Raw genomic sequence first — 22710 nt, forward strand, 5'->3', positions numbered from 1 at the left:
TCGCGCGATGACAGGCTTTCCCCGCTACGCGATCTATTTTGCCGCAGGCAACGACAGCCCCCTCTCCCGCTTCGGCGCCGAGTTGCTCGGCTACGACGCCTATACCGGCAACGAACTGCCGTTTCCGCGCGAGGCGCTGGATGTCGCGCCTGACTGGCGCGACATCAGCGCCGATCCCCGCAAGTACGGCTTTCATGCCACGCTGAAAGCGCCGATGGCGCTGGCACCTGGCAGGACCGAAGCCGAGCTGATGACCGCCTGCGCGACCTTCGCCGGCAAGACGCGGCCGCGGCCCGCGATCCGGCCCGTCGTCGATGCCATCAGCGGCTTCATCGCCGTCATTCCAGCCGGGCCGGTCGAGGCCCTGCAGCAGCTCGCCGCCGATTGCGTCCGCGAATTCGACGCTTTCCGTGCGGCGCTGACCCCGGAGGATCGCGCGCGGCGCAAGCCGGAGAAGCTGAGCGAACGGCAGCGCGACTATCTCGACCGCTGGGGCTACCCCTACGTGATGGAGGAATTCCGCTTCCACATGACGCTGACCGGGCGGCTCGATGCGGAGCGGCGCGGACCGATCCTGGAGATGCTGCGGGCGCGGTTTGCGGCGCTGAAGCTTGATGCACTCCAGATCGACCGCATCGTGCTGTTCAGGCAGGATGATGCAAGGGCCCGGTTTCGCATCATCGGCGAGTGGGGATTGGCGCCGGCGAACCTCAGCGCCAGCTCACGAGATTGAAGGCGAGCGCCACCGCGCCAACCAGGACGAGGCTGGTCGCCCAGAGTGCGTCAAGATTGAACCAGCTTCGCGAGACGAACTTCAACCCCAGATAACGGTAGACCAGCCACGCCAGACACCCGCCGGCGCTGACCATGGCGGCAACGTGCACCACGGACACCAGCACCGCCATCCCGAGACTTGCCTTCATCAGCTCGCCCGCCGCCTCGTGGCCGGCATCGAGCTCGAAGGCCCGGCAGAGACCGAGATAGATCGGCACGAGCATCAGGGCGGCGCCGTGGGCAATGGCGACGGCAAATGACCAGAGCGCCAATTGCGTTGGCGGAATTCGTGCCAGCGCGCGCGGATGGCGCCGGTCGATCAGCCGATAGACCCCGAAGCCGATGACGAGAAGGCTCGCACCGATCTGGATCGGATGCTGCCACTCGGCCAGCACGAGCAGGAACGCGAATGGCAGCAGCACGAGAAATGTTGCCAGGAGATGCCCGGCCGCCAAGGCCCACAATGCGCGGAAGAGCGCGCGCGGGCTCTTGTCCATGAGCCCGGCAGACACGGCGAGCGGCCATCCCATTCCCGGATTGATCCCATGGTAGAGACCGCTCGCCGCAAGCGCGAGCCACAGCCAGCCGAGCGCCGGGTTCGCATGGGTCCCATCTAGACCGACGGGTAGCAAAAGGAGTCGGTCGAACAGTCGCCGCCCTCGAGCCTGATCTGGTGCGCACGATATCCGTCGGGGAAGCTCACGAAGTAATCCTTGTCGAGCTCGAGGCCGCCGTTGCGACCGACATTGGCCATGACTTCCACGCCCGGAACCCCATCGGGATAGAACTGGTCGTCCCAGGTGGAATAGAGCGAATTGGTCCAATAGATGCGCCTGCCGTCACGGCTGATCTCGACCATTTGGGGGCCCGCCGCAAAGGCCTTGCCATTCGGATGGGGGGTGCGGCGCGCGATACCGCCGATATGGACGGAACCCGCAAGCTTCGGTTTGCGCGGATCACTGACGTCGTACTGGCGCATTTCGCCCGTCCCCCAGCACGAGACATAGAGAAACCGGTCGTCCATCGACAGATCGATGTCGGTCACCAGCGGCGGCACGGCGCCAAACCCCTGAAGCAACGGCGGGAGCTGCTCCTTTGGCGCGGGCTCGGGTGGGATCGTCGCCGTCTTCTCCGCATGGAATTGCCCGCCTTCTCGCCACCAAGTCCAGATCGATGCTTCGAGATTCGTGGTGTCGACCACGACGCCGACGAAGCCGTATTCGCGAACCGGATCATGCGCCGGCCGCACCTCCAGGGCCATCTGATGATTGGCACCTAGGTCGATGGTCTGGACGTTGCGACGGGCGCGAAGATCCCAGAAGTGCAGACGATGGCCATATTTGTTCGCAAGCAGATCTTCCGGGACGATCCCGTTCTCGAACTGCGGCGGCAAGGCCCATTCGCTCGTCACCATGTAGTCGCGCGGCAGATTCCACCAGAAATCATAGTGCAGCGTCTGCGGACCGCGGTCGATCTCCCATCGTCCGAGGACCTCGAAGGTCTCGCAATCCATGATGAAGACACCGGGAGGACCGTTGGTGCCGTCCTTGCCGCCGCCGCCCAGCGTGCTGACGTAAATGCCGTCCGGTCCGCAATGGATCGTGTGTGGCCGCGAGTAGCCGGTCTTCTTGAAGACTTCCTCTGGCTCGATGATCTTGTGGATCTTGGCTTGGGCCGGATCTGGCTTGGTATCGATGATGTAGATGCGCGACGAGCGTAGCCCGGGAATGATGAGATAGCGCCGCTCGATGAAGGCGTGTCCGGCGAGCGGCGACAGAGCGGAGGAGCACGCATTCCAGCCGAAATGATGAAACTCATCGCCCTTGTTGGGCATCGTCACGGTGTGGACGATCCGGCTATAGGTCGGCGATCCCGGCTTGACGTCGATGACCGCGAGAGCATCCGGCTTCGAGAAGTCCGGACTGAGCAGCAACGTGTAGGCAAAGTTCTCCGCAGGTGCTTCCATCGCAAGCTTGGGCGATGCGTGAAAGGTGGGATCGGGCCTCATCGTCATGGCACTGCCTCCCTGTTCTGTCGGTTTGCGCCAACCTGACTCGGGATAACGGCATAATGAAGAGGTGTTACGCGATGTCTTGAGATGCTCCAGGCCGGTTGGCGAACGTACAATATGTCATCGCCGTGCCCGGGGAAACTGATCGAACCGCGCTAATTCGACGCCCTCGGCCGAAATGCGGATCAGCGCTCCGCTTCGCGGAGCTTGTCCGGGACGACGGTTGAGCATATCCGCGCAACTTTCCCCACCCGCGGTGGGCACGCTTCGCGTTGCCCACCTATGGCAGTGGAGCCTTGGGCGCTACTTCCCCCACCGCAGGGCCAACGCATCGCGCTCCTTGGCGAGCTCCAGCAGCCCCGCCCGGGTCGCCGGATGCAGCGGCTGGAGCGGGTGCCGCACGGCATCCGACTTGATCACGCCGCCGGCCTGCATCATGACCTTGCAGGCGATCAGGCCGCATTGACGGTTCTCGTAATTGATCAGCGGCAGCCAGCGTTCGTAAGCGGCCTTTGCCTTGTCGCGGTCGCCGGCGAAATAGGGATCGATGATCTGGCGGATGCCGTCGGGATAGCCGCCGCCGGTCATCGCGCCGGTGGCACCGGCGTCGAGATCGGCGAGCAGCGTGATCGCCTCCTCGCCGTCCCAAGGGCCTTCGATGTCCTTGCCGCCCGCCTCGATCAGGCTGCGCAGCTTTGAGGCCGCACCTGCTACCTCGATCTTGAAATAGCGGATGTTGGAAAAATCGCGCGCCAGCCGTGCGAGCAGCTCGACCGAGAGCGGCGTGCCGGCCACCGGCGCATCCTGGATCATGATCGGAATGTCGATCGCGTCCGAGAGCACCCTGAAGAACTCGACGATGCCCTTCTCAGGGACTCGGAAGGTCGCGCCGTGATAGGGCGGCATCACCATCACCATGGCCGCGCCCGCCGCCTCGGCCTGCTTGCTGCGCGCCGCGCACACGGCCGAGCTGAAATGGGTGGTGGTGACGATCACGGGAACCCGTCCCGCCACATGCTCCAGCACCGCATGCATCACGCTCTCGCGCTCGGCATCGGTCAGCACGAACTGCTCGGAGAAATTGGCGAGGATACAGATGCCATGCGAGCCGGCATCGATCATGAAATCGATGCAGCGGCGCTGCCCCTCGAGGTCGAGCTCACCGCGCTCGTCGAAGATGGTTGGCGCGACCGGGAACACGCCGCGATAGGGGCGCTGGGCCTGGTGGGGGGTGACCGGCATCGAACTCTCCATCCCTGATACGTCTTACGTCCGGCGCAGCGCTCACGGCGCGAGGCGGCACAGATGTAGCCGCCGCGCGGACCGGCGGCAATGCCGAACGCACGATCTCAGAATGGAAGAATGAGGCGAAACTAGGCGGTCTTCACCGCGCCCAGGAAGCCCTCGACCGCGACGCGGAGACGATCTGCGTCGGCCGACATCTTCTTGACGGATTCCGACAGAACCGTGCCGGCATTGCCGGTCTCCTGGTTGAGCCTGGCGACGCTGCCGATGGTGTCGGTGACCTCGCGGGTGCCTTGCGCCGCCTGCTGGAAGTTGCGCGAGATCTCGGTGGTGGCGGCGCGCTGCTGCTCGACGGCGGCGGCAATCGCCGTCATCTTCTCGTCGATGCCGCTGATGGCGCCGCCGATCGAGCGGATGGCGGCAACCGCCTGGCCCGTCGCGGCCTGGATCTCCTCGACCTGGCGCGAGATCTCTTCGGTCGCGGTCGCGGTCTGGGAGGCGAGACTCTTGACCTCGCCGGCGACCACGGCGAAACCGCGGCCGGCCTCGCCCGCGCGTGCGGCTTCGATGGTGGCGTTCAAGGCCAGAAGGTTGGTCTGTCCGGCAATGGCGTTGATCATCTTGACGACTTCGCCGATGCGGCTTGCGGTCTGGTCGAGGATCTCGACCGTCGCGTTGGTCTGCTCGGCCTGCGAAACGGCTTCGCGGGCCTCGCGGGCGCTGGACTGCACCTGCGCCGAGATCTCGCCGACGGATGCGGAGAGCTCCTCGGTCGCGGCGGCGATGGTCTCGAGATTGTTGGTGGCCTGCTCGGCGGCGGACGAGACCGCCGCGGTCTGGCTGCTCGACTGCGACACCAGCGAGCGCACGCCGGTCGCGGTGGCATCGAGCTCCCGCGTCGAGGCCGCAACGCTCTGGATGACCGCCTGCACCGTGTCGTCGAAGCTGCGGCAGGCGGAATCGACGGTGCCGGAGCGCGCGAGCTGCAGCGCCTGCTGCGATTCACGTTCCCGGCCCAGCCGTTCCGCGGTGGCCGCGCTCTCGCGCAGGCTTTCGAGCGCGGCGGCCATGGTGCCGAACTCGTCGGGATGCCGGGATTGCGGCACCGGCGTCGCATAGTCGCGCGCACTGATGCGGGCGATGGCATCGAGGATGGCGCGTACCGGCCGCATGAGGCGATTGCGCACCACGAACACGCCGGCCAGGGTCACGGCCAGCGCGAGCAGGAACGTGAACGACTGCACGATGAGATTGGTGAGGGCTTTGGCCTGGACGGCTTCCGCACGCGCGATCGACTGGTCGAGCGCCGTATTGGCGACCGCGACGATCGGCGCGAAGGGCGACTGGCACAGCGCGTTCCATTCCGAGGCGGGCATTGCCGGCTTGCCGCTGCCGTCGAGATTTTTGGTGAGATCGCCGATCTGTTTGAGCACGCCGTCGGTCTTGGCCCTGGCCTGCTTCGCGGTATTGACGAGGTCTGACGTCACGTCGGGCGCGGCCAGCAATTCCTCCAGGCCGGTCCAGCCGGCGGTGACGATGCCGTTCCATCCGGCCACGGTCTGCTTCTGGGTCTCGTCGAGCGGCTTCGAGGTGTTGATGTTGGGACGGAGGGTCGAGCACTGGATGCCGTAACGGTCGCGCACCTGCCAGGCCAGGCGGCGGGCCTGGATCATGCGGGCGATGAAGGGATCGTTGGTCCAGGCGCGGTTCGACACCGCGGTGGATGCCAGATTCGCGGTCTCGATCACCTTGGTGACGCCATCATACCACGGTGCGGTACGCTCGACCTTGCGCTCGGCACGCGGCAGCTTGGCCTCGTCGTAGAAAAGCTGGAACTTCGGCGCGGCCTCGCTCCAGCGCTGCTTCAGCGTGCTGGCGAGCTCGTCGCGGCGGGCGAACTCGACGGTGGAGAGCGCCGCGACGATGGCATCATAGCCGGCCTGCTCGGCCTTCTCGGCGGCGCCGAGCTTGGCACGCGGATCGTCCTCGCCGAGCAGCGCGCTCTGCGCATCGCCACGATTGTTGCGCAATGCGAGCACGCCCTGGAAGATCGCCTTGTCGGCAGCCGCAAGCCGCTCGGTCTCCAGGCTATCGCTGTAGCGGCCGAACGCCCCGAACATCTGGAACGCGGTGCTGGCCAGCGCGCCGGCGGCCAAAAGCGCCATCAGGACAAGAAGTAGCTTGCTTACCGATTTCTTAAAAAATGACATGGCGAAAGGGACCTGCTCTCCACAAGCGGGCACCTTGCACCGTGACATGCCAAGGTTTGGTTAAGACTTCAATCAAAGGCCTTCAGTTGAACCCCGCCGTCCCTCCCGGCAGGCTGCGTCCGCTCACGCGACCTTGGTGAAGTCAGGCGGGCGGCGCTCGGCGAAGGCCGTGAATGCTTCGCGCGCCTCGGCGGTGCGCAGGCGTTGGGCGAACTGCTCGCCTTCGGCCTGCATCTGCGCGACCAGCACCTCGCCATTGCGCATCAGGCGCTTGGTGGCGGTGAGGGCGCCGGCCGGTTGCCGGGCAAGGCGCTGCGCGAGTGCGAGCGCCTCGGCATCGAGCTTGTCGAGCGGCACCACGCGGTTGGCGATGCCCCATTGCAGTGCCGCCTGCGCCGGCACCGCCTCACCCAGCGCGAACATCTCGTAGGCGCGGGCATGGCCGATGCGCGCCGGCATCAGCAGGCTGGAGGCCGCTTCAGGCACCAGCGCGAGGCTGACGAAAGGCGTCGACAATTGCGCGTTGTCGGCGAGCACCACGAGGTCGCAATGCAGCAGCATCGTGGTGCCGACGCCGACGGCGCGGCCCTGCACCGCCGCGACCAGCGGCCGAGTGCAGCGCGCCAGCGACTGGATGAAGCGGATGACGTTGCGGCTGCCTTCGGACTTGCCGGTTGCGACCGCGGCGAATTCGCCGACGTCGTTGCCGGCGGTGAACATGTCGCCCTCGCCGCGGATCAGGAGCACGCGGGCCGAGGCATCGCGCTCGGCGGCTTCGATCGCGTCGGCGAGCTTGCCGTACATCGCATCGGTCAGCGCATTCTTCTTGTCGGGACGCGCCAGCGTGAGGGTGAGAATGCCGCCATTGGTCTCGATGCGGATGTGCTCGGTCATGGGCTTGCTCCTTCTGTTCGTCTGAAGGCCTTGTCGTCCGAAGGCCTTGGAAACTTGTCCTGGATGCTGGTCAGCCAGCGCGCGACGATGTCGATCTCGGCGGCCGTGAACCCGTCCGTCAGTGCCGCGTTGATCTCGGCCGCGCCAGCTTTCGCCTGCGCCAGCACGCTGCGTCCCTTCGGCGTCAGAAAGATGCGCCAGGCGCGTCCGTCCTCGCGGTCGGCCCGCCGCTCGATCAACTTCGCAGCCTCGGTGCGGTCGACGAGGCCGGAGATGCCGGCCGGGCCCATGTCGAGCGCCGCGCCCGCCTCGCCCATCAGGACGCCGTCCTGCTTGCCGAGGATGAACAACAATCCCGCCTGCGCCGGCGTCACCTCGCTCGAAGGCCGCGCTGCCATCCAGCGCTGCAGCCGGCGCTGCGCGACGCTGAGCAGGTAGATCAGCCGATGATGCCGCGCGTCGGCGCCATTACTTCGCATGCGAAATATCTAGCTGAGCGCGAGGTCGTTGTCAAACGAGCCGTTTGGTTACGGCGCGCAGGCGAAGCTCGCCGCTTCCGTCACCGGTCCCGATTTATAGTGCGGCCATGCGGGCCAGCGGCACAGCGGCAGCGCACGCAGCGTCGTGAACGAGGGCGCCTCGACCTTCTGCTCGGCCACTTCGAGATCGCCCGGCGCCTTGCCCTTCTCGACCCAGTCGACCAGCACGCTGAGCATGTCGACATTGGCCGGTGCGCCGGAGCCGACATGGTCGACGCCGGGTGCGGTGTAGAGTCGCGCGAACTCGGCCGTTTCGGCCTTGCCGAGCTTGCGCTCGACGCTCTCGAAATAGCGGATGCCGGCATAGGGGCTCTGGGCGTAGTCGGCCATGTGCTCGAGCATGATCAGACGGCCGCCGCGCGCGCGGAAGCGGCTGAGATCGGGATTGGTCGAATCCATCAGCTTCGACACTTCGAGCAGCCGCGCCTTGTGCTCCTCCACCTTGTAGGTGGTGACGTCGAGCTTGGGATCGCGCGCGAACACATATTGGATGCCGCCGGCGCCATAGATCCAGGCGATGCCGTTGTTGGGCGCGGGCGGTTGTGCCGGCGGCGCGGTGCCGAGCCACCACGCGGTCCAGCCGCCGGTCGGGCCGATCGCCGGAATATCCTCGCCCGAGACGCCCCAGCCCGGATAATCGTCGAGGCCGTTTTCGAGCGGGAACGGAAATTTGTAGGTCGCGTGCAGCGTCTCGATCGCCTTGATCTGCGCATCGGAGAGACACCGGTCGCCGCTTTGGCCGGTCGCGCAGCGCAGCGTCTCGACCTTGAAGGCGGCCTTGCAGGCGACGGGGTTCTGCACCAGCGCATCGTCGGAGCCGTCGGCCTTGTCGCAGGCCGCCCGCACCGCCTCGCCGACGAGCTTCACCTGCGCCGGATTGATCCAGCCCGCGCCCATGGTGACGAGACCCGACCGCGTGCCGGCGTGCTGCAGGCCGACCCAGTTGATGACGGGAACGCGGGCGAAGATGCCGTCGAAGTCATCGGGATAGCGCTGCGCCATGGTGAGGCCTTCGCGTCCACCCTCGGACGAGCCCATGAAGTACATCTTGTCGGGCTTCCTGCCGTAGGCGCGCTCCATCAGCGCAACCGCAACGTCGCGCACTCTCTTGTAGGCGCGGTGGGCGAAATTCTCGAAGGCCTCATCGTTCAGCGCAAAGACCTGCGGCGGCTCGCCCGGCTTGGTCTCGTGACCGGAATCGGTGCCGTAGGTGACGAAGCCGCGCGCCAGCGGCGACGGCTTGTCGAAGGGATGGGCCGGCGGCAGCGCAAGGCCGGTGATCAGCACGCCGTTGAAACCGCCGCCGCCATATTGCAGCGAGCGTCCGTTCCATTCGACGGGAAGGTTGACCTGGAACCTGATCGGCGGCGCCTTGGGATCGGTAGGGTCGATATGGCCGAGCACCTTGCAGAAGGCCGGGTTGGCCGGCGTGATACGCGCCGACGGCGTCGGCCCGCGTTCGGCGACAATGAGCTGTGAGGGCGCCTGCAGCGTTGCGGAATCGATCTTCACGGCATCGGCGCCGCCAACGAGGCCCTTGCAGACCGTCTCTGCATCCGCTGTCAGGGTCGCGGCCGATGCGACGTTCGCGCTCAGGGCGGCCGCCGTACCCACCAGCCATGCGCACAGCTTCGCTCTTGTCAGCGTCATCGTTTCCACCCGGTTTATGTTGTTATTCAATCCACCAGAGGCCGCATTCAATGCGACCTCCGGCTCACCGTCAATGACGCTTTAGTGCTCGAACACCAGCCGCGCGCCGATCGTGCCGTCGAGGCTGCGGATCTGCTGCAGCAGCGCGGCCGAATCCTGCCCCGCGAGATCGGCATCGAGCACGACGTAGCCGAGATCGCCCGATGTCTCCAGATATTGCGCGGCGATGTTGATGTCGCGCTGCAGGAAGACCTCGTTGAGCCGCCGCAGCATGCCGGGCACGTTGCGATGGACATGGCTGAAGCGCGCCCCGGAAGGACGCAAATGCAGCTGCACTTCCGGAAAATTCACCGCGCCCATGGTCGAGCCCGTGATGAAATAGTCGACCAGCTTGCGCGCGACCTCGCCGCCGATGCGCTCCTGCGCCTCCTCGGTGGAGCCGCCGATATGCGGGGTGAGGATGACGTTCTCGAGGCCCTGCACCGGGCTCTCGAAGCGGTCCGCGTTCGACGACGGTTCGACCGGAAACACGTCGATGGCGGCCCCGGCGAGGTGGCCGTCGCGCAAAGAACGCGCGAGCGCATCGAGATCGACCACGGTGCCGCGGCTGTTGTTGATCAGGAACGAGCCCGGCTTCATCGCCCGCAGCTCCTTCTCGCCGATCATGCCCGCAGTCTCCGGCGTCTCCGGCACGTGCAGGCTGACGACGTCGCTCTGCGCCAGCAGCTCGTCCAGCCGCTCGACCGGCTCGGTATTGCCGTGGCGAAGCTTGTCGGTGCGATCGAAATAGATCACGCGCATGCCGATGGCTTCGGCGAGCGTCGAGAGCTGCGAGCCGATATTGCCGTAGCCGACGATGCCGAGCGTGCGGCCGCGCACCTCGCGGCTGCCGGTCGCCGACTTGTCCCAGCCGCCGGCATGGGCCGACACCGAGCGCGGGAAGATCCGCCGCAGCAGCATCACGATCTCGCCGATCACGAGCTCGGCGACGCTGCGCGTGTTGGAGAACGGCGCGTTGAACACGGGAATGCCGCGCTTGCGCGCCGCCGCGAGATCGACCTGGTTGGTGCCGACGCTGAAGCAGCCGACCGCGAGCAGCTGGTCGGCGGCGGCGAGCACCTCATCGGTGATCTGGGTGCGCGAGCGGATGCCGAGCAGCGAGACGCCGTCGAGCGCCCGCCGCAGATCCGCGCCGTCGAGCGCCTTGGTCAGCCGCTCCACATTGGTGAAGCCCGCGCTCCTGAAAAGGTCGACAGCGCTATCATTGACGCCTTCGAGCAGCAGCGCCTTGGCGTTCCGCTCGGGGCCTTGGCCTGGGGCTGACATGGTGTCTCCGTAGATGATGAGCTTTGCCTGAGCACATAGACCGCGGAGGATGCGCAGCACAATAGGGCGCGGATACGGGAGAGGATGGCGGCGCTTGAGATAACTGGCATCCCACCAACTCCATCATCTGCACGCGACGGCCGGCGGAATCAAATCACGTAGAACCCGTGCGTGCCGTCGCGGCGGAGCTGCTCGACGAGGCCATATTCCCAATCGAGATAGGCCTGCATCGCGGCTTGCGCGACATCGGTGCCTTCATAGGGACGGCGGTAGCGGTGGGCCGGATCGGGCCTGGGCAGCGCGAGCGGCGGGCCGACCTCGAGCGCGGCGTCATAGCCGCCTTCCAGCACATAGACCTCCCAGCCCATCTGCGCCAGCCACGACGCCGTCATGTCGGCCCGGACGCTCCTGTCGTCGGTGAGCAGAATGCGCGCCCCGCGCACCGGAGCAGCCATGTCGGTTTCCTGCACGAGCTGGCCGCCCGGATAATGCCGGAAGCCCGGGAGATGGCCGGCCGCGTATTCCTCGGCCTCGCGTACGTCGAAACGGTACAGCGTGCGATCCATCTGCGCGACCAGCGCCGCCATCTCGCGCGCCCCGATGTGGCGCACGCCGGCGCGATAGGCGACATCGCGTGCATTGGCAGGGCCACCGGCGAATGGCCCGATCTCGCCACGCCTGTCGGCGCCGTGGTCGAGCCTGTGCCGCGCCAGCGTCCAGCCGATGGTGCCGTTGCGCAGCGCGCGCACCTTGTTGGGCACGCCGGCATTGATCAGCGACTGGGTGCCGATGATGGAGCGGGTGCGGCCGGCACAATTGACGATGATGGTGGTGTCAGGATCCGGCGCGGCCTGCCCTGCCCGCAGCACCAGCTCGGCGCCGGGCACGCTGACCGAGCCCGGAATGTTCATGGTCGCATATTCGTCGAAGCGGCGGACGTCGAGGATGGCGATTTTGGCCTCGTCGGCGATCAGCTTGGCGACCTCGTCGGCGCTGAGCGAGGGCGTGTGCCTGCGCGATTCGACCAGCTCGCCGAACGCTTTCGAATAGGAATTGACGTCCGCGAAGACCTCGTAGCCCGCCGCGCGCCACGCCTTCAGCCCGCCGTCGAGCGCGCTGATATGGGTATAGCCGAGCGCGGCAAGACGCTCGGCGCCGCTCGCGACCAGCTCCTCTCCATCATCATAGAGCACGATCGGCACGTCCTTGCGCGGTAGCCTGGTCTCGGCCTCGATCGCGATCCGGTCGACGGCGATGTTGGCCGCGAATAGCGGATGCCCGGTCGCAAAGCCTGCCTCGTATCTGAGATCGAGCAGCGCGATCTCCTCTCGCAGCAACAGTGCGCGGCGGATGTCGGCGGGAGTGACGGTCGGGAGCTTCATGGCACGGACCCTAGCGAAGACAGGCCATGGGCTTTTGACCGATTGCAAGCGCCTTGGCTAGCCTTGTCGGCTCACTCGCCGGGAACGAGCCGCCCGAGCGGTGACGGCGTCGAACGGCGCAGCCTGCGGCGCGACAGATAGAGCAGGATTCCGGTGACCGAGAACAACGGCATCAGGATCGCGGCGATCATGAACGCGAGCTTGCCCGGCCAGCCCAGGATTTCGCCGCGATGGATGTCGTAGATGGCCGCGATGATCGTCTCGCCGAACGTCTTGTCGGCAAAGCGCTCCGCGGAGACCAGCTGACCGGTGACGGCGTCGATGCGGAATTCGTCGCGCGTGGTCTCGAGCAACGAGGCCTTCCCCCAAGAGCGGATGCGTATCGTGGTGCCCGCCCCCGCCGGCAGCGTCAGCAAGGCCCGGGAGAACCGGGCACCCTCTTCGCGCTGGAACGTCATCCAGGCCCGATCAAATCCAATCGCGACAGGCCCGCCGCGACCGTCCGGCCGCGGCGGCTTTGTCGCCATCTTCGCTGCGGCGGCGTGCGGACGCGCCAGCAGCCAGGTCACGCCGTCCTTGTACCATTCGAAGGAGAAGTACAGCCCGGTGAGCGTCATCGTCAGATAGACCGGCAGGAGCCAGGTGCCGATCACGGTGTGCAGCGAGCGATGCAATCCGCGGCCGCTGAGTCCAAAGTTCGGCTTCAACCACATCTTCACGCTGCCTGCCCGGCGCGGCCAGCGCAGCGCCAGGCCTGACACCAGCATGACGATCAGGCCGAGCGCAATGGTGCCGGTAATCGGCCGCCCCCAGCCCTTGCCGTCGCCGGGGATGAGGAGCCAGCGATGCAGCCGGCGCACCGTCGCGAAGAACGCCTCGCCGCGGGGCGAGCCCAGTACGCGCGCGTCATAGGGATCGACATAGAGCGAGGTCGGCCGGTCGCCCCGTTCGTCACGCGCAAAGCGGACATGGACCGCCGCCGACGGATCGCTCGACAGCGTGACCGCCGAGACCTTGCCGAGATCCTGTCCTGCCGTCAGCCGCGCCACCAGCTCATCAGGCATCAGCGCCGGCGCCTGACGCGGCGCGACCTGCATGATGCCGGCATTGAGGTGATCGACGATCTCGTCCTCGAAGCTCATGATCGCGCCGGTCAGCGCGATCACGGACAGCAGCAGCGCGAGGATCAGGCCCGCGACGGAATGGACCTGGAACAGGACCGCCTTGATGGTGTGTCCCGTCCGTGCCGCCATGGCTAGAACTTCACCGTCGCCGACAGCGACAGGCCATCCACGGAGGCGCGCACTTTCATTCCAACTCAAGTCAGGAAAATTGAAGTGTGCGCGTGTAACAGCCGTCGGGATCGAGGAGAACCCTAGCGGTGCTTGAATCGCTCTAGTGTGGAATCGTTCTAACGGCAGACCGACCCGGGAACTGCACGACGCGCCCCCGCGAATTCGCCGCAGTATGTCGCGGTGTTGCGCGATGTCACACCAGAGCGGGAGCCATTAGCTCGTCGAGTTTGCGCTTCAACGCAGCGCCGTCGGATGACGCGCGCAGCGGCGGACGCACCCGCAGCCAGGCTGCATCGCCGGTCTGTGCCGCAAGGATTGCTTTCAGAGCGGCGGTGGACGACGGCGTCTTCAGCACGACATCGATCGCGGCCTGCATGCGCGCTTCGACGTCCTTGCCGTCGACCATGGCCTTGACCAGCTCGGGCACGACATTGGCCATGCCGCAGATGGTGCCGGCCCCGCCGGCGGCGATCGCGCGGGCGATATCGGCCTCGTTGCCGACGGTGATGGCGAGCTCGGGGGCTGCGGCCCGGAAGGCCTGGAATTGCTTGAAGTCGCCGCTGGAATCTTTCAGGCCGGCGATCACCTTGCCGTAGCGCTTGCGCAAGCTGGCAGCGACGCCGGTCGGAATCGCGACGCCCGACACCTGCGGAATGTGATAGAGATAGGCGCGCAGCCTTTCGTCGGCGATGCCGTCGATGATCGCGGCGAAGGCATCCTCGATGCCGTCAGGCGTGACGTTGCGATCGAAGTAAGGCGGCAGCACCAGCACATGACGCAGGCCAAGCTTGAGCGCCGCGCGTGAGAGAGCGATGCTGTCTGAGAAGGCGGGAAAGCCGCCGCCGATCCCGATACGGTCGGCGGCAACGCCGGCCTTGAGCATCGCCTCCACGGTCGCGATGCGCTCGGCGACGCTGAAGGTGGTGCCCTCTCCAGTGGTGCCGAACAACACGACGCCATCGACGCCTTTGCTGAAGAGCTGTTTGGCGTGAGCTGCGAGCTTTGCCGAATCCACGCTGCCGTCGGCCGCCAGCGGCGTCGCCGATGCCACCCAGAAGCCGCGAATTGCCTCGGTCATCACACTTCCCTTTGCTTCGAGCTCGAACTAAGCCGCTGATCTTCAACGATCTTCCGAGGCTTAATCGGGCCTTGTTTTTACTTTACTTTTCGTCTTGTACCTTACATACAAGACATACGCAAACCCTTTCCACCGCGAAGGCGCGCCTGTGGCGCGGCCGGCTTCCGAGGAGGTCTCGCATGAACCTGGTGAGCCCGATCGAGCGACCCGAGCAATTGCTCGGCGCGCTACGCGACAAGCTCGGCGCGGCTGCCGTGTTGACCGGCACCGACGTGCCGGCGCGCAATTGCAACGACTGGAGCGCGAGCCTGCCGCAGACGCCACTCGCGGTGATCCGTCCCGTCGACGCGCAAGGCGTGGCCGCCGCGATTGCCACCTGCCGTCAGGCCCATCTGCCGTTCGTGCCGCAGGGCGGATTGACCGGACTGTGCCGGGGCGCCTCGCCCGAAGCCGGCTGGGTCGCGATTTCGCTGGAGCGCATGACCGGCATCGAGGAGATCGATGCGGCCTCAGCGACGATGACGGTGAAAGCGGGCACGCCGCTGGAGACGATCCAGAAGGCCGCGGATGAAGCCGGCTTCTTCTTTCCGCTCGATCTCGGCTCGCGCGGCTCATGCGCGATCGGCGGCAATCTCTCCACCAACGCCGGCGGCAACCGCGTGATCCGCTACGGCATGACGCGCGAGCTGGTGCTCGGGCTCGAGGTCGTGCTGCCCGACGGCACCATCATCACCGGTCTCAACAAGCTGATGAAGAACAACGCCGGCTACGACCTCAAGCACCTCTTCATCGGCTCCGAAGGCACGCTCGGCATCATCACCCGCGTGGTGCTGAGACTGTTCCCGAAGCCGCGCTCGACCATGGCGGCGCTCTGCGCGCTGAAGGACTATGCCGCAGTGGTCGCGCTGCTCGGCGCGGCGCGCAGCGGGCTCGGCCCGCTGCTGTCGGCCTTCGAGGTGATGTGGCCGGACTATTGGGACGTGATCACGAATCGCGCCGGCGTGAAGCCGCCGGTCGCCGCCGGCCACGGCCTCTACGTGCTGGTCGAGGCGCAAGGCACCGACGAGAGCGTCGACGCGCCGCGCTTCCAGGCCTGGCTCGAGGAGCTGATGGAGCACGGGCTGCCGGCCGATGCCGCCGTGGCGCAATCGCTGGCGCAGACCCAGGCGTTCTGGCGCGTGCGCGACATCTGCGCCGAGTTCGGCCAGGTGCTGGGGCCGCACATCTCCTACGATATCGGCCTTGCGGTGGCTCGGATGGACGAGTTCGTCACGCGCTGCAAGGCGGCGCTCGCTGACGGCATCAAGGGCTGCGAGAGCGTCTATTACGGCCATATCGGCGATGGCAATCTGCATCTGGTCTCGTGGGTTACCGGCCTGTCGGTCGCGCAGCAGCCGAAGGACGAGATGGACGCGATCATTTACGGTCTCGTTCGCGAAATGGGCGGCAGCGTCTCCGCCGAGCACGGCATCGGTACGCTGAAGAAGCAATGGCTGGGCCATGCCCGGAGCGAGGCCGAGATCGCGTTGATGCGGACGCTGAAGGCGGCGCTCGATCCCGATCAGCTGCTCAATCCCGGCAAGGTAATCTGAGGCATGCAGATGCGCTCGCTCAAGCTCGATGCGCCGAAATCGCTGTCGCAGCGGGTGATGCAGCGGCTGCGCCAGGCGATCATCGACGGCGAGTTCGCGCTTGGCGCCGCCATCTCCGAGGAGATGGTGGCCAATTCCTTCGGCGTCAGCCGCACGCCGGTGCGCGAGGCCATGGGCCAGCTGCAGGCGCAAGGCCTCGTCATGATCCGGCCGCAGGTCGGCAGTTTCGTGTTCACCCCGAGCGCGGACGACATCAACGCGCTCTGCACCTTCCGCATCGCGCTCGAGCCCAAGGCGGCCGAGCTGGCCTATCGTCACGACCGCGACGGCGCAATCGCCGCGATGAGCCAGGCGATCGCGGCGATGGAGCCGGCGGTGGCGGCGAAGGACAACATCGCCTATGGGCGCGCGGATGCCGCCTTTCACGAGGCGCTGTTCGCCCATTGCGGCAACCGCTATCTCGCCGAATCCTATCAGCTGGTCTCCGGCCGCGTCGCCGCGCTCCGCACCAACCTGACCTCGCCGATCGACGTGCGGACCCGCACCTCGTTCGACGAGCATCGCAAGCTGCTCGATCTGTTCGCACGCGGCGAGCTCGCCGCCTTCGCGGAATTGATGACCACGCACATCACCAATTCGGGCGTGGTCTATGCCAGAGCCCTGAAGGTGGAAACGCCAAAAGCGGATTGAGCGCGATCATTTCGCGTCCCTCGAGCTCGGCCTGTCCAGGAAATCCAGCGCGGTGTTGATCTGCTCGAGCTGGTGCTCGATCTTGTCGCGATCCTCGACCGACGGCGCCTTTTCGAGCTGTTCCACGAGCTTCTGCTTCCGCAACAGCAAGTTCTCTATGACCGTGCTCACAGCTCCCCCATCGCCACAGGCGGACGTTCGCGGGCGCGCGCGAGCCCGGGCTCGCCGCAACCCTCCATCCAAATGTCCGCGGAGACGGATGGTTCCTGGCGACCCCGGAACCTGCGATCTTTCGCGCCTCCGTCGGTTGTATTCGGGGGCCCGGGGTCCTATGCGTATCCGCCATGGACACCCAGATCGCCACTGCCACAAGGCCGCTGATGGCCCAGGCCCAGCCGCGCAAGCCGGCGCCGTTCCTTCCCATGAGCCGCGCCGAGATGGATGCGCTCGGCTGGGACGCCTGCGACATCGTGCTGGTGACGGGGGATGCCTATGTCGACCATCCGAGCTTCGGCATGGCGATCATCGGCCGCCTGCTGGAGGCGCAAGGCTTTCGCGTCGGCATCATCTCGCAGCCGGACTGGCACTCGGCCGAGCCGTTCAAGGCGCTGGGCAAGCCAAAAGTGTTCTTCGGCGTCACCGGCGGCAACATGGATTCCATGGTCAACCGCTACACCGCCGACCGACGCATCCGCAGCGACGACGCCTATACCGCGGGCGGTGAGGGCGGCAAGCGGCCGGACCGCTGCACCGTCGTCTACGCCCAGCGCTGCCGCGAGGCGTTCAAGGACGTCCCGATCGTGCTCGGCGGCATCGAGGCCTCGCTGCGCCGGATCGCGCATTACGACTATTGGTCGGACAAGGTGCGCCGTTCGGTGCTGGCCGACGCCAAGGCCGATCTGCTGCTCTACGGCAATGCCGAGCGCGCCGTCGTCGAGGTGGCGCATCGGCTCGCCGCCGGCGAAGCGCCGCGTTCGCTCGACGACGTCAGGGGCGTCGCGCTGTTCCGGAAAGTTCCGGAGGATTACACCGAGCTGCACGCCGACGATCTCGATTCCGCCGACGAGGGCGCAACGCGCCAGAAGGGCGCGACCGTCATTCGGCTGCCGGCGCTGGAGCAGGTCGAGCAGGACAAGGAAGCCTATGCGCGTGCCTCGCGCGTGCTGCACCGGGAGAGCAACCCCGGCAATGCGCGGCCGCTGGTGCAGCGTCATGGCGACCGCGATCTCTGGCTCAACCCGCCGCCGATTCCGCTGACCAGCGAGGAGATGGACGCGGTCTACGACCTGCCCTATGCGCGCGCGCCGCATCCGTCCTACGGCGAGGCGAAGATCCCGGCCTGGGACATGATCAAGTTCTCGGTCACGATCATGCGCGGCTGCTTCGGCGGCTGCACCTTCTGCTCGATCACCGAGCACGAGGGCCGCATCATCCAGAACCGCTCGGAGGGCTCGATCCTGCGCGAGATCGAGAAGATCCGCGACAAGACGCCGGGCTTCACCGGCGTGATCTCCGACATCGGCGGCCCCACCGCCAACATGTACCGGATGGCGTGCAAGGACCCCAAGGTCGAGGCGGCGTGCCGGCGGCCGTCCTGCGTCTTCCCCGAGATCTGCCCGAACCTCAACACCTCGCATGACGACCTCATCCGCCTCTATCGCAAAGTGCGCGAGACCCGTGGCATCAAGAAGGTGATGGTCGCCTCCGGCGTGCGCTACGACCTCGCCGTCGAAAGCCCGGAATACATCAAGGAGCTCGTCACCCATCACGTCGGCGGCTACTTGAAGATCGCGCCTGAGCACACCGAGCGCGGCCCGCTCGACAAGATGATGAAGCCAGGCATCGGTGCCTACGACAAGTTCAAGCGCATGTTCGACGAAGCGGCCGAACGCGCCGGCAAGAAATATTACCTGATCCCCTATTTCATCGCGGCGCATCCGGGCACGACCGACGAGGACATGATGAACCTCGCGCTCTGGCTCAAGAAGAACCGCTACCGCGCCGACCAGGTGCAGACCTTCCTGCCCTCGCCGATGGCGACGGCGACCGCGATGTACCACACCGGCGTCAATCCCCTGCGCGGCGTGCGCCACGGCGGCAGCGACAAGGTCGAGGCGATCAAGGGCCTGCGCCAGCGCCGCCTGCACAAGGCCTTCCTGCGCTACCACGATCCCGACAATTGGCCGGTGCTGCGCGAGGCCCTGATCGAGATGGGCCGCCGCGACCTGATCGGCTCGCAGCCCCACCAGCTCGTGCCGGCACATCAGCCGCCCGGCACCGGCAAGGCCGCGGGCACGCGGCGACCGGTGCGCCCCGGCGGCAGGACGCAGAAGTTCACGACCAAAGGCCTGCGGGTGATGAAGTAGCGGCTGGCTCGCGTACTAAAGATCCAGCACGACCTCGCCCGACACGGCGTCGGTTACGCCGCGTCCGTTGCCCTGGTCTTCGAGCACCGACCTGAAGCTGTCGAGAGTCTTGATCATCGCAGGACGCGCCGCGACCATCGCATCCTGGCTGGCCCAGGTGCCGATCAGACAGAAGGTCTGCTCGCCGGTCTTGATGATGACGCCATGCTCGAGGCCGGGCCATTTGGCCTTGCCGTTGCGATGCGCGTCGAGAAAGGCGGCCGCCTCGCCCTGCTTCACCTTGAACTTCACCACGTTGTAAACCTGCATGACGCGCCTCCGAAAAATGGATGGATGAAAACGGGCGCCGTGTGAGGGACAGGACGAAAATGTCCATACGTCGCCCCGATCGAATGTTGCCTCTCGCGCGTGGGGCCGTCACCGTGACAAATCAGCATGTCGGGCCGCCTGCGATGGTTCAGGCCAGCCAAGACAAAAATGTCGAAAACAACCCCATGCACAGTAGGCCGCGCCAGCCGGATCAATGGCTTACGGCTCATCCAACGCGGCCGATGTGCCGAGCAAGAACCTGTTGCGTCGTCGGGCAAAACAGGGCCGCCGCGCCGCTGCTCCGCACCTGGTTGACTTTTACGCCATCATGTAACATATAAAGTTACATGAAGCGAGACAGCCGATTATCCGGCGTGCTGCACGTCCTCTTGCACATGGCGCAGCAGCCGGGCCCGTTCACGTCCGAGACGCTGGCGAAAGCCATGGACACCAACCCCGTGGTGATCCGCCGCATCATGGCGGGCCTGCGGGAGATCGGTTACGTGCGCTCGGAGAAGGGGCACGGCGGCGGCTGGACGCTCGCCTGCGATCTGTCGAAGGTCACGCTGCGCGATATCTATGCCGCGCTCGGCAGTCCCTCGCTGCTGGCGATGGGCAACCGCACCGAAGCACCCGGCTGCCTAGTCGAGCAGGCCGTCAATGCCGCGCTCGATCAGGCCTTTGGCGATGCGGAGGCGCTGCTGCTGGCGCGCCTCGGCGAGGTGACGCTGGCGATGCTGAGCGAGGACCTGCGCAAGCGGCTCGGCTCTCGAAAGAATCACGACATCGGCGCGCATCGCGCGTGAACGGCTCCAATCACGGGACAACATCATGACCGACATTCAAGCCGCATTCTCGGATCCGCAATTCGTGGCCCGATACACCGAAGGGCCACGGCGGTTCGTGCCGGGCTATGACGCCATGCAGTCCATGGCGTCCATTCTGCTGGCCGAAAGCGTCCCCAGCGACGGGCAGGTGCTGGTCCTCGGCGCCGGCGGCGGCCTGGAGCTCAAGGCCTTTGCACAGGCGCATCCCGGTTGGCGCTTCGACGGCGTCGACCCGTCGGGACCGATGCTCGCGCTGGCCGGGCAGACTCTGGGAGAGCTCGCATCACGCGCGCGCTTTCACCAGGGCTATATCGATGACGCCCCGGAGGGACCGTTCGACGGCGCCACCTGCCTGCTCACGCTGCACTTCGTCGATATCGCGGAGCGGCGCCGCATTGCTTCGGAGGTCCGCCGCAGGCTCAAACCACGCGCGCCCTTCGTGGTCGCGCATTTGAGCGCACCCGACGGCTTCGAGGAACGTCCGCGATGGCTGTCGCGATACTCCGCATTCCTGGCCTTTTCCGGCGTCGAGCCCGACAAGGCGGCCGCCGCGCGAGATGCCGTCACCAATCATCTGGAAATCCTCACGCCGGCCCAGGACGAGACGATCCTGCGCGAGGCCGGCTTCTCCGACCCGGCCCTGTTCTATACCGGCTTCGCCTTCCGCGGCTGGGTGGCCTACGCGTGAGGCGGCAGGACTTCGCCAACCGGATCGGGCATCATACGGCAGAGCCAGTAACGGCCCTTGGCCGATTGCACGTTGCGGCAAATCCTCCCATATTCGCCCAGAGCGGAGGCGTCATATGTCTGGTTGCGGCGGTTGCTGCGGCAGTGAAGCAAGGTTCGAGGGTCTTTCCGCAGATTACCGGCGACGGCTCTGGCTGGTCATCGGAATCAATGCTGGGATGTTCATCGTTGAAACCGGCGGCGGCCATCTGGCCGGCTCGAAGGCGCTGCAAGCGGACGCGCTGGATTTCCTGGGCGACGCGCTGACCTACGGCATCACCCTTGCCGCTATCGGCACCTCGGCGACGACCCGTGCCAAGGCAGCCTTGTTCAAGGGCCTATCCCTGTTCCTGATGGGCTTGTGGGTGTTTGGATCGACGGCCTATCACGTGCTGATCCTTGGCATTCCGCAAGCGGAGATCATGGGCGCCGTCGGCTTCCTGGCCTTGGCGGCAAACGTCACGAGTGTCCTCCTGCTCATGAAGTACAAGGATGGTGACGCCAACGTCAGGTCGGTCTGGCTGTGCTCGCGGAACGATGCCATCGGCAACGTCGCCGTCATGATCGCGGCGGGAGCCGTTTGGCTCACGGCCTCGAAATGGCCCGACCTGATTGTCGCGGCCCTCATGGCGGGCCTGTTCCTTTCCTCTGCGATGCAGATTCTCCGTCAGTCGCTGGAAGAGATGCGCCGACCGTCGGCTGCGCCCGCCGAGTAGCCTCCTGCCGGAGGTGCGTAAGCCAGCCATGGGCCTTCACATCATGGGCCTTCACATCTGGCGACTTCATCTGGCGAGACTTCTGGGGAAGCTGCTGAGATCAACCCGCAGCTTCCCCTTCTTCAATCACAAGGCGACGATCTTGTTACCGCCGGGTCGGATCGTTGGTCCCGCCGGGACGGGTGGTCTGGGGACCGCCCAGGCCGGCGCCACCCGGGCCATTCCCGCTGGACGAAGCGCTGGATCCGCCGCCCCCGGCACCGATACCGCCCGGCCCTGGTCCGGCCGCGCCCGTCGTTCCGCTCGCCGAGCCGGCGCCGGTTCCTCCGGCTCCCGCGCTCGCACCAGCGCCGCCCGCTCCGCCTGCGCCCCCACCCGCGCCGCCTGCACCGCCCGCCTGTGCATGGGCGAAACCGATCGACGCGCCGGCAAGCAACGCACACATGGCCACTGAAAAGATTGTCTTTCGCATTGTTCAGACTCCGGTTGACGATGACATGCCAATCAAGGCCGCATGCAAACGTTCCTATGAGATTTGTCGCAGGCTTCGCGGTCGCAGAAGCGATCATGCGCTGCGTCGAATTGGTTCTAGTTCCTGCGGCTCACGCGACGCTGCCCTGCGCGAAGGGAGCATGACTTTCGGCAAGCTGCTATTTGTCAGAGCGCGAGCTGAATCAATCAAGCAAGCGCGGCGGGGCGAGGATGGGAAAAGAATTGAGATGCTGTCCTGATCCCGGGCCTCCCAATCGCACTGTGCGGCTCTGCGAGCGCGGCAACTAGGTGCCCTGCACGCCGGCGCCACCCTGTTGTGCGTCTTCTGAAAAGCATGCCAGCGTCAGGTAGATCTTCTAAGTTTGGTATTTCGGAATCGTCCCCTAGCGGCTCAGGGTAATCGCCGCGACGTCACAGGAAGTTTCGGGAAATCGGGCTTCGCAAGGAGCGGCAAGCCGCGAGCATTCTATCACCAAGACACAGGCCGCCATAGACGAGGCGAACGGGGACCATGACGCGGAGGCGGCACCATCAAAGCCGAGCGCGCCGCCGTCGAATGGGGCTCGCCGACAATATCGGACAGGTGTG

The 22710-nt window shown here is 66.1% G+C and carries 20 protein-coding genes; 8 read left to right on the top strand and 12 right to left on the bottom strand.

Annotated elements, in window-relative coordinates:
- The first annotated feature begins 7 nt into the window (after positions 1-7).
- Positions 8-733 (top strand): DUF1045 domain-containing protein, encoded by a 726-nt coding sequence (locus DCM79_RS02290; RefSeq protein WP_257178448.1) that lies wholly within the window; start codon positions 8-10, stop codon positions 731-733.
- Here DCM79_RS02290 and DCM79_RS02295 read toward each other — a convergent pair.
- From DCM79_RS02295 to DCM79_RS02345, 11 genes are all read right to left on the bottom strand, one after another.
- Positions 711-1304, bottom strand: a complete 594-nt coding sequence (locus DCM79_RS02295; RefSeq protein WP_257178449.1) for a hypothetical protein — start codon at positions 1302-1304, stop codon at positions 711-713. The genes DCM79_RS02290 and DCM79_RS02295 overlap by 23 nt on opposite strands.
- An 83-nt stretch (positions 1305-1387) precedes the next feature.
- Positions 1388-2788 carry a selenium-binding family protein gene (locus DCM79_RS02300; RefSeq protein ID WP_257178450.1) on the bottom strand — a complete coding sequence of 467 codons (1401 nt, stop codon included), beginning with the start codon at positions 2786-2788 and terminating at the stop codon, positions 1388-1390.
- A 300-nt stretch (positions 2789-3088) separates the two neighbouring features.
- The gene (locus tag DCM79_RS02305) at positions 3089-4027 is read right to left on the bottom strand and encodes a dihydrodipicolinate synthase family protein (protein ID WP_257178451.1); all 939 of its coding nucleotides are present in this window, start codon (positions 4025-4027) and stop codon (positions 3089-3091) included.
- 131 nt (positions 4028-4158) lie between these two features.
- The gene (locus DCM79_RS02310) at positions 4159-6240 is read right to left on the bottom strand and encodes a methyl-accepting chemotaxis protein (RefSeq protein WP_257178452.1); all 2082 of its coding nucleotides are present in this window, start codon (positions 6238-6240) and stop codon (positions 4159-4161) included.
- Positions 6241-6363: 123 nt separating this feature from the next.
- A complete protein-coding gene (locus DCM79_RS02315; RefSeq protein WP_257178453.1) occupies positions 6364-7134 on the bottom strand; it encodes an enoyl-CoA hydratase in 771 nt (256 codons plus the stop codon).
- The gene (locus DCM79_RS02320; RefSeq protein WP_257178454.1) at positions 7131-7613 is read right to left on the bottom strand and encodes a MarR family winged helix-turn-helix transcriptional regulator; all 483 of its coding nucleotides are present in this window, start codon (positions 7611-7613) and stop codon (positions 7131-7133) included. The genes DCM79_RS02315 and DCM79_RS02320 overlap by 4 nt, the downstream gene beginning before the upstream one ends.
- 48 nt (positions 7614-7661) lie before the next feature.
- A complete protein-coding gene (locus tag DCM79_RS02325) occupies positions 7662-9323 on the bottom strand; it encodes a tannase/feruloyl esterase family alpha/beta hydrolase (protein ID WP_257178455.1) in 1662 nt (553 codons plus the stop codon).
- Between the two features lie 81 nt (positions 9324-9404).
- Positions 9405-10649 carry a phosphoglycerate dehydrogenase gene (gene serA / locus DCM79_RS02330; protein ID WP_257178456.1) on the bottom strand — a complete coding sequence of 415 codons (1245 nt, stop codon included), beginning with the start codon at positions 10647-10649 and terminating at the stop codon, positions 9405-9407.
- Between the two features lie 149 nt (positions 10650-10798).
- The gene (locus tag DCM79_RS02335; protein WP_257178457.1) at positions 10799-12031 is read right to left on the bottom strand and encodes a rhodanese-like domain-containing protein; all 1233 of its coding nucleotides are present in this window, start codon (positions 12029-12031) and stop codon (positions 10799-10801) included.
- A 71-nt stretch (positions 12032-12102) separates the two neighbouring features.
- On the bottom strand, positions 12103-13284 hold the full coding sequence (locus DCM79_RS02340; protein WP_257178458.1) for a PepSY domain-containing protein: 1182 nt from the start codon (positions 13282-13284) through the stop codon (positions 12103-12105).
- 235 nt (positions 13285-13519) lie between these two features.
- On the bottom strand, positions 13520-14404 hold the full coding sequence (locus DCM79_RS02345; protein ID WP_257178459.1) for a dihydrodipicolinate synthase family protein: 885 nt from the start codon (positions 14402-14404) through the stop codon (positions 13520-13522).
- 179 nt (positions 14405-14583) lie between these two features.
- Between DCM79_RS02345 and DCM79_RS02350 the strand changes: the two genes are divergently transcribed.
- From DCM79_RS02350 to DCM79_RS02360, 3 genes are all read left to right on the top strand, one after another.
- Positions 14584-15996, top strand: coding sequence for an FAD-binding oxidoreductase (locus tag DCM79_RS02350; protein WP_257178460.1), 1413 nt, complete (start codon positions 14584-14586; stop codon positions 15994-15996).
- A gap of 9 nt (positions 15997-16005) precedes the next feature.
- The gene (locus tag DCM79_RS02355; RefSeq protein WP_257180933.1) at positions 16006-16686 is read left to right on the top strand and encodes a GntR family transcriptional regulator; all 681 of its coding nucleotides are present in this window, start codon (positions 16006-16008) and stop codon (positions 16684-16686) included.
- A 344-nt stretch (positions 16687-17030) separates the two neighbouring features.
- Positions 17031-19052: a YgiQ family radical SAM protein gene (locus DCM79_RS02360; RefSeq protein ID WP_257178461.1), complete on the top strand. Its 2022-nt coding sequence runs from the start codon at positions 17031-17033 to the stop codon at positions 19050-19052.
- Positions 19053-19067: 15 nt separating this feature from the next.
- On the opposite strand, the gene DCM79_RS02365 is transcribed toward DCM79_RS02360, so the two are convergent.
- Complete coding sequence (locus tag DCM79_RS02365; protein WP_257178462.1) at positions 19068-19361, bottom strand: DUF718 domain-containing protein; 294 nt, start codon at positions 19359-19361, stop codon at positions 19068-19070.
- Between the two features lie 347 nt (positions 19362-19708).
- On the opposite strand from DCM79_RS02365, the gene DCM79_RS02370 reads away from it, so the two are divergent.
- From DCM79_RS02370 to DCM79_RS02385, 4 genes are all read left to right on the top strand, one after another.
- Positions 19709-20167 carry an Rrf2 family transcriptional regulator gene (locus DCM79_RS02370; RefSeq protein ID WP_257178463.1) on the top strand — a complete coding sequence of 153 codons (459 nt, stop codon included), beginning with the start codon at positions 19709-19711 and terminating at the stop codon, positions 20165-20167.
- Positions 20168-20192: 25 nt separating this feature from the next.
- Positions 20193-20876, top strand: coding sequence for a class I SAM-dependent methyltransferase (locus DCM79_RS02375; protein ID WP_257178464.1), 684 nt, complete (start codon positions 20193-20195; stop codon positions 20874-20876).
- Positions 20877-20991: 115 nt separating this feature from the next.
- Positions 20992-21630, top strand: a complete 639-nt coding sequence (locus tag DCM79_RS02380) for a cation transporter (protein WP_257178465.1) — start codon at positions 20992-20994, stop codon at positions 21628-21630.
- A 443-nt stretch (positions 21631-22073) separates the two neighbouring features.
- Positions 22074-22361, top strand: a complete 288-nt coding sequence (locus tag DCM79_RS02385) for a hypothetical protein (protein WP_257178466.1) — start codon at positions 22074-22076, stop codon at positions 22359-22361.
- The last annotated feature ends 349 nt before the right edge of the window (positions 22362-22710 follow it).

This window comes from Bradyrhizobium sp. WBOS07 (assembly GCF_024585165.1).
Lineage (GTDB): Bacteria > Pseudomonadota > Alphaproteobacteria > Rhizobiales > Xanthobacteraceae > Bradyrhizobium > Bradyrhizobium japonicum_B.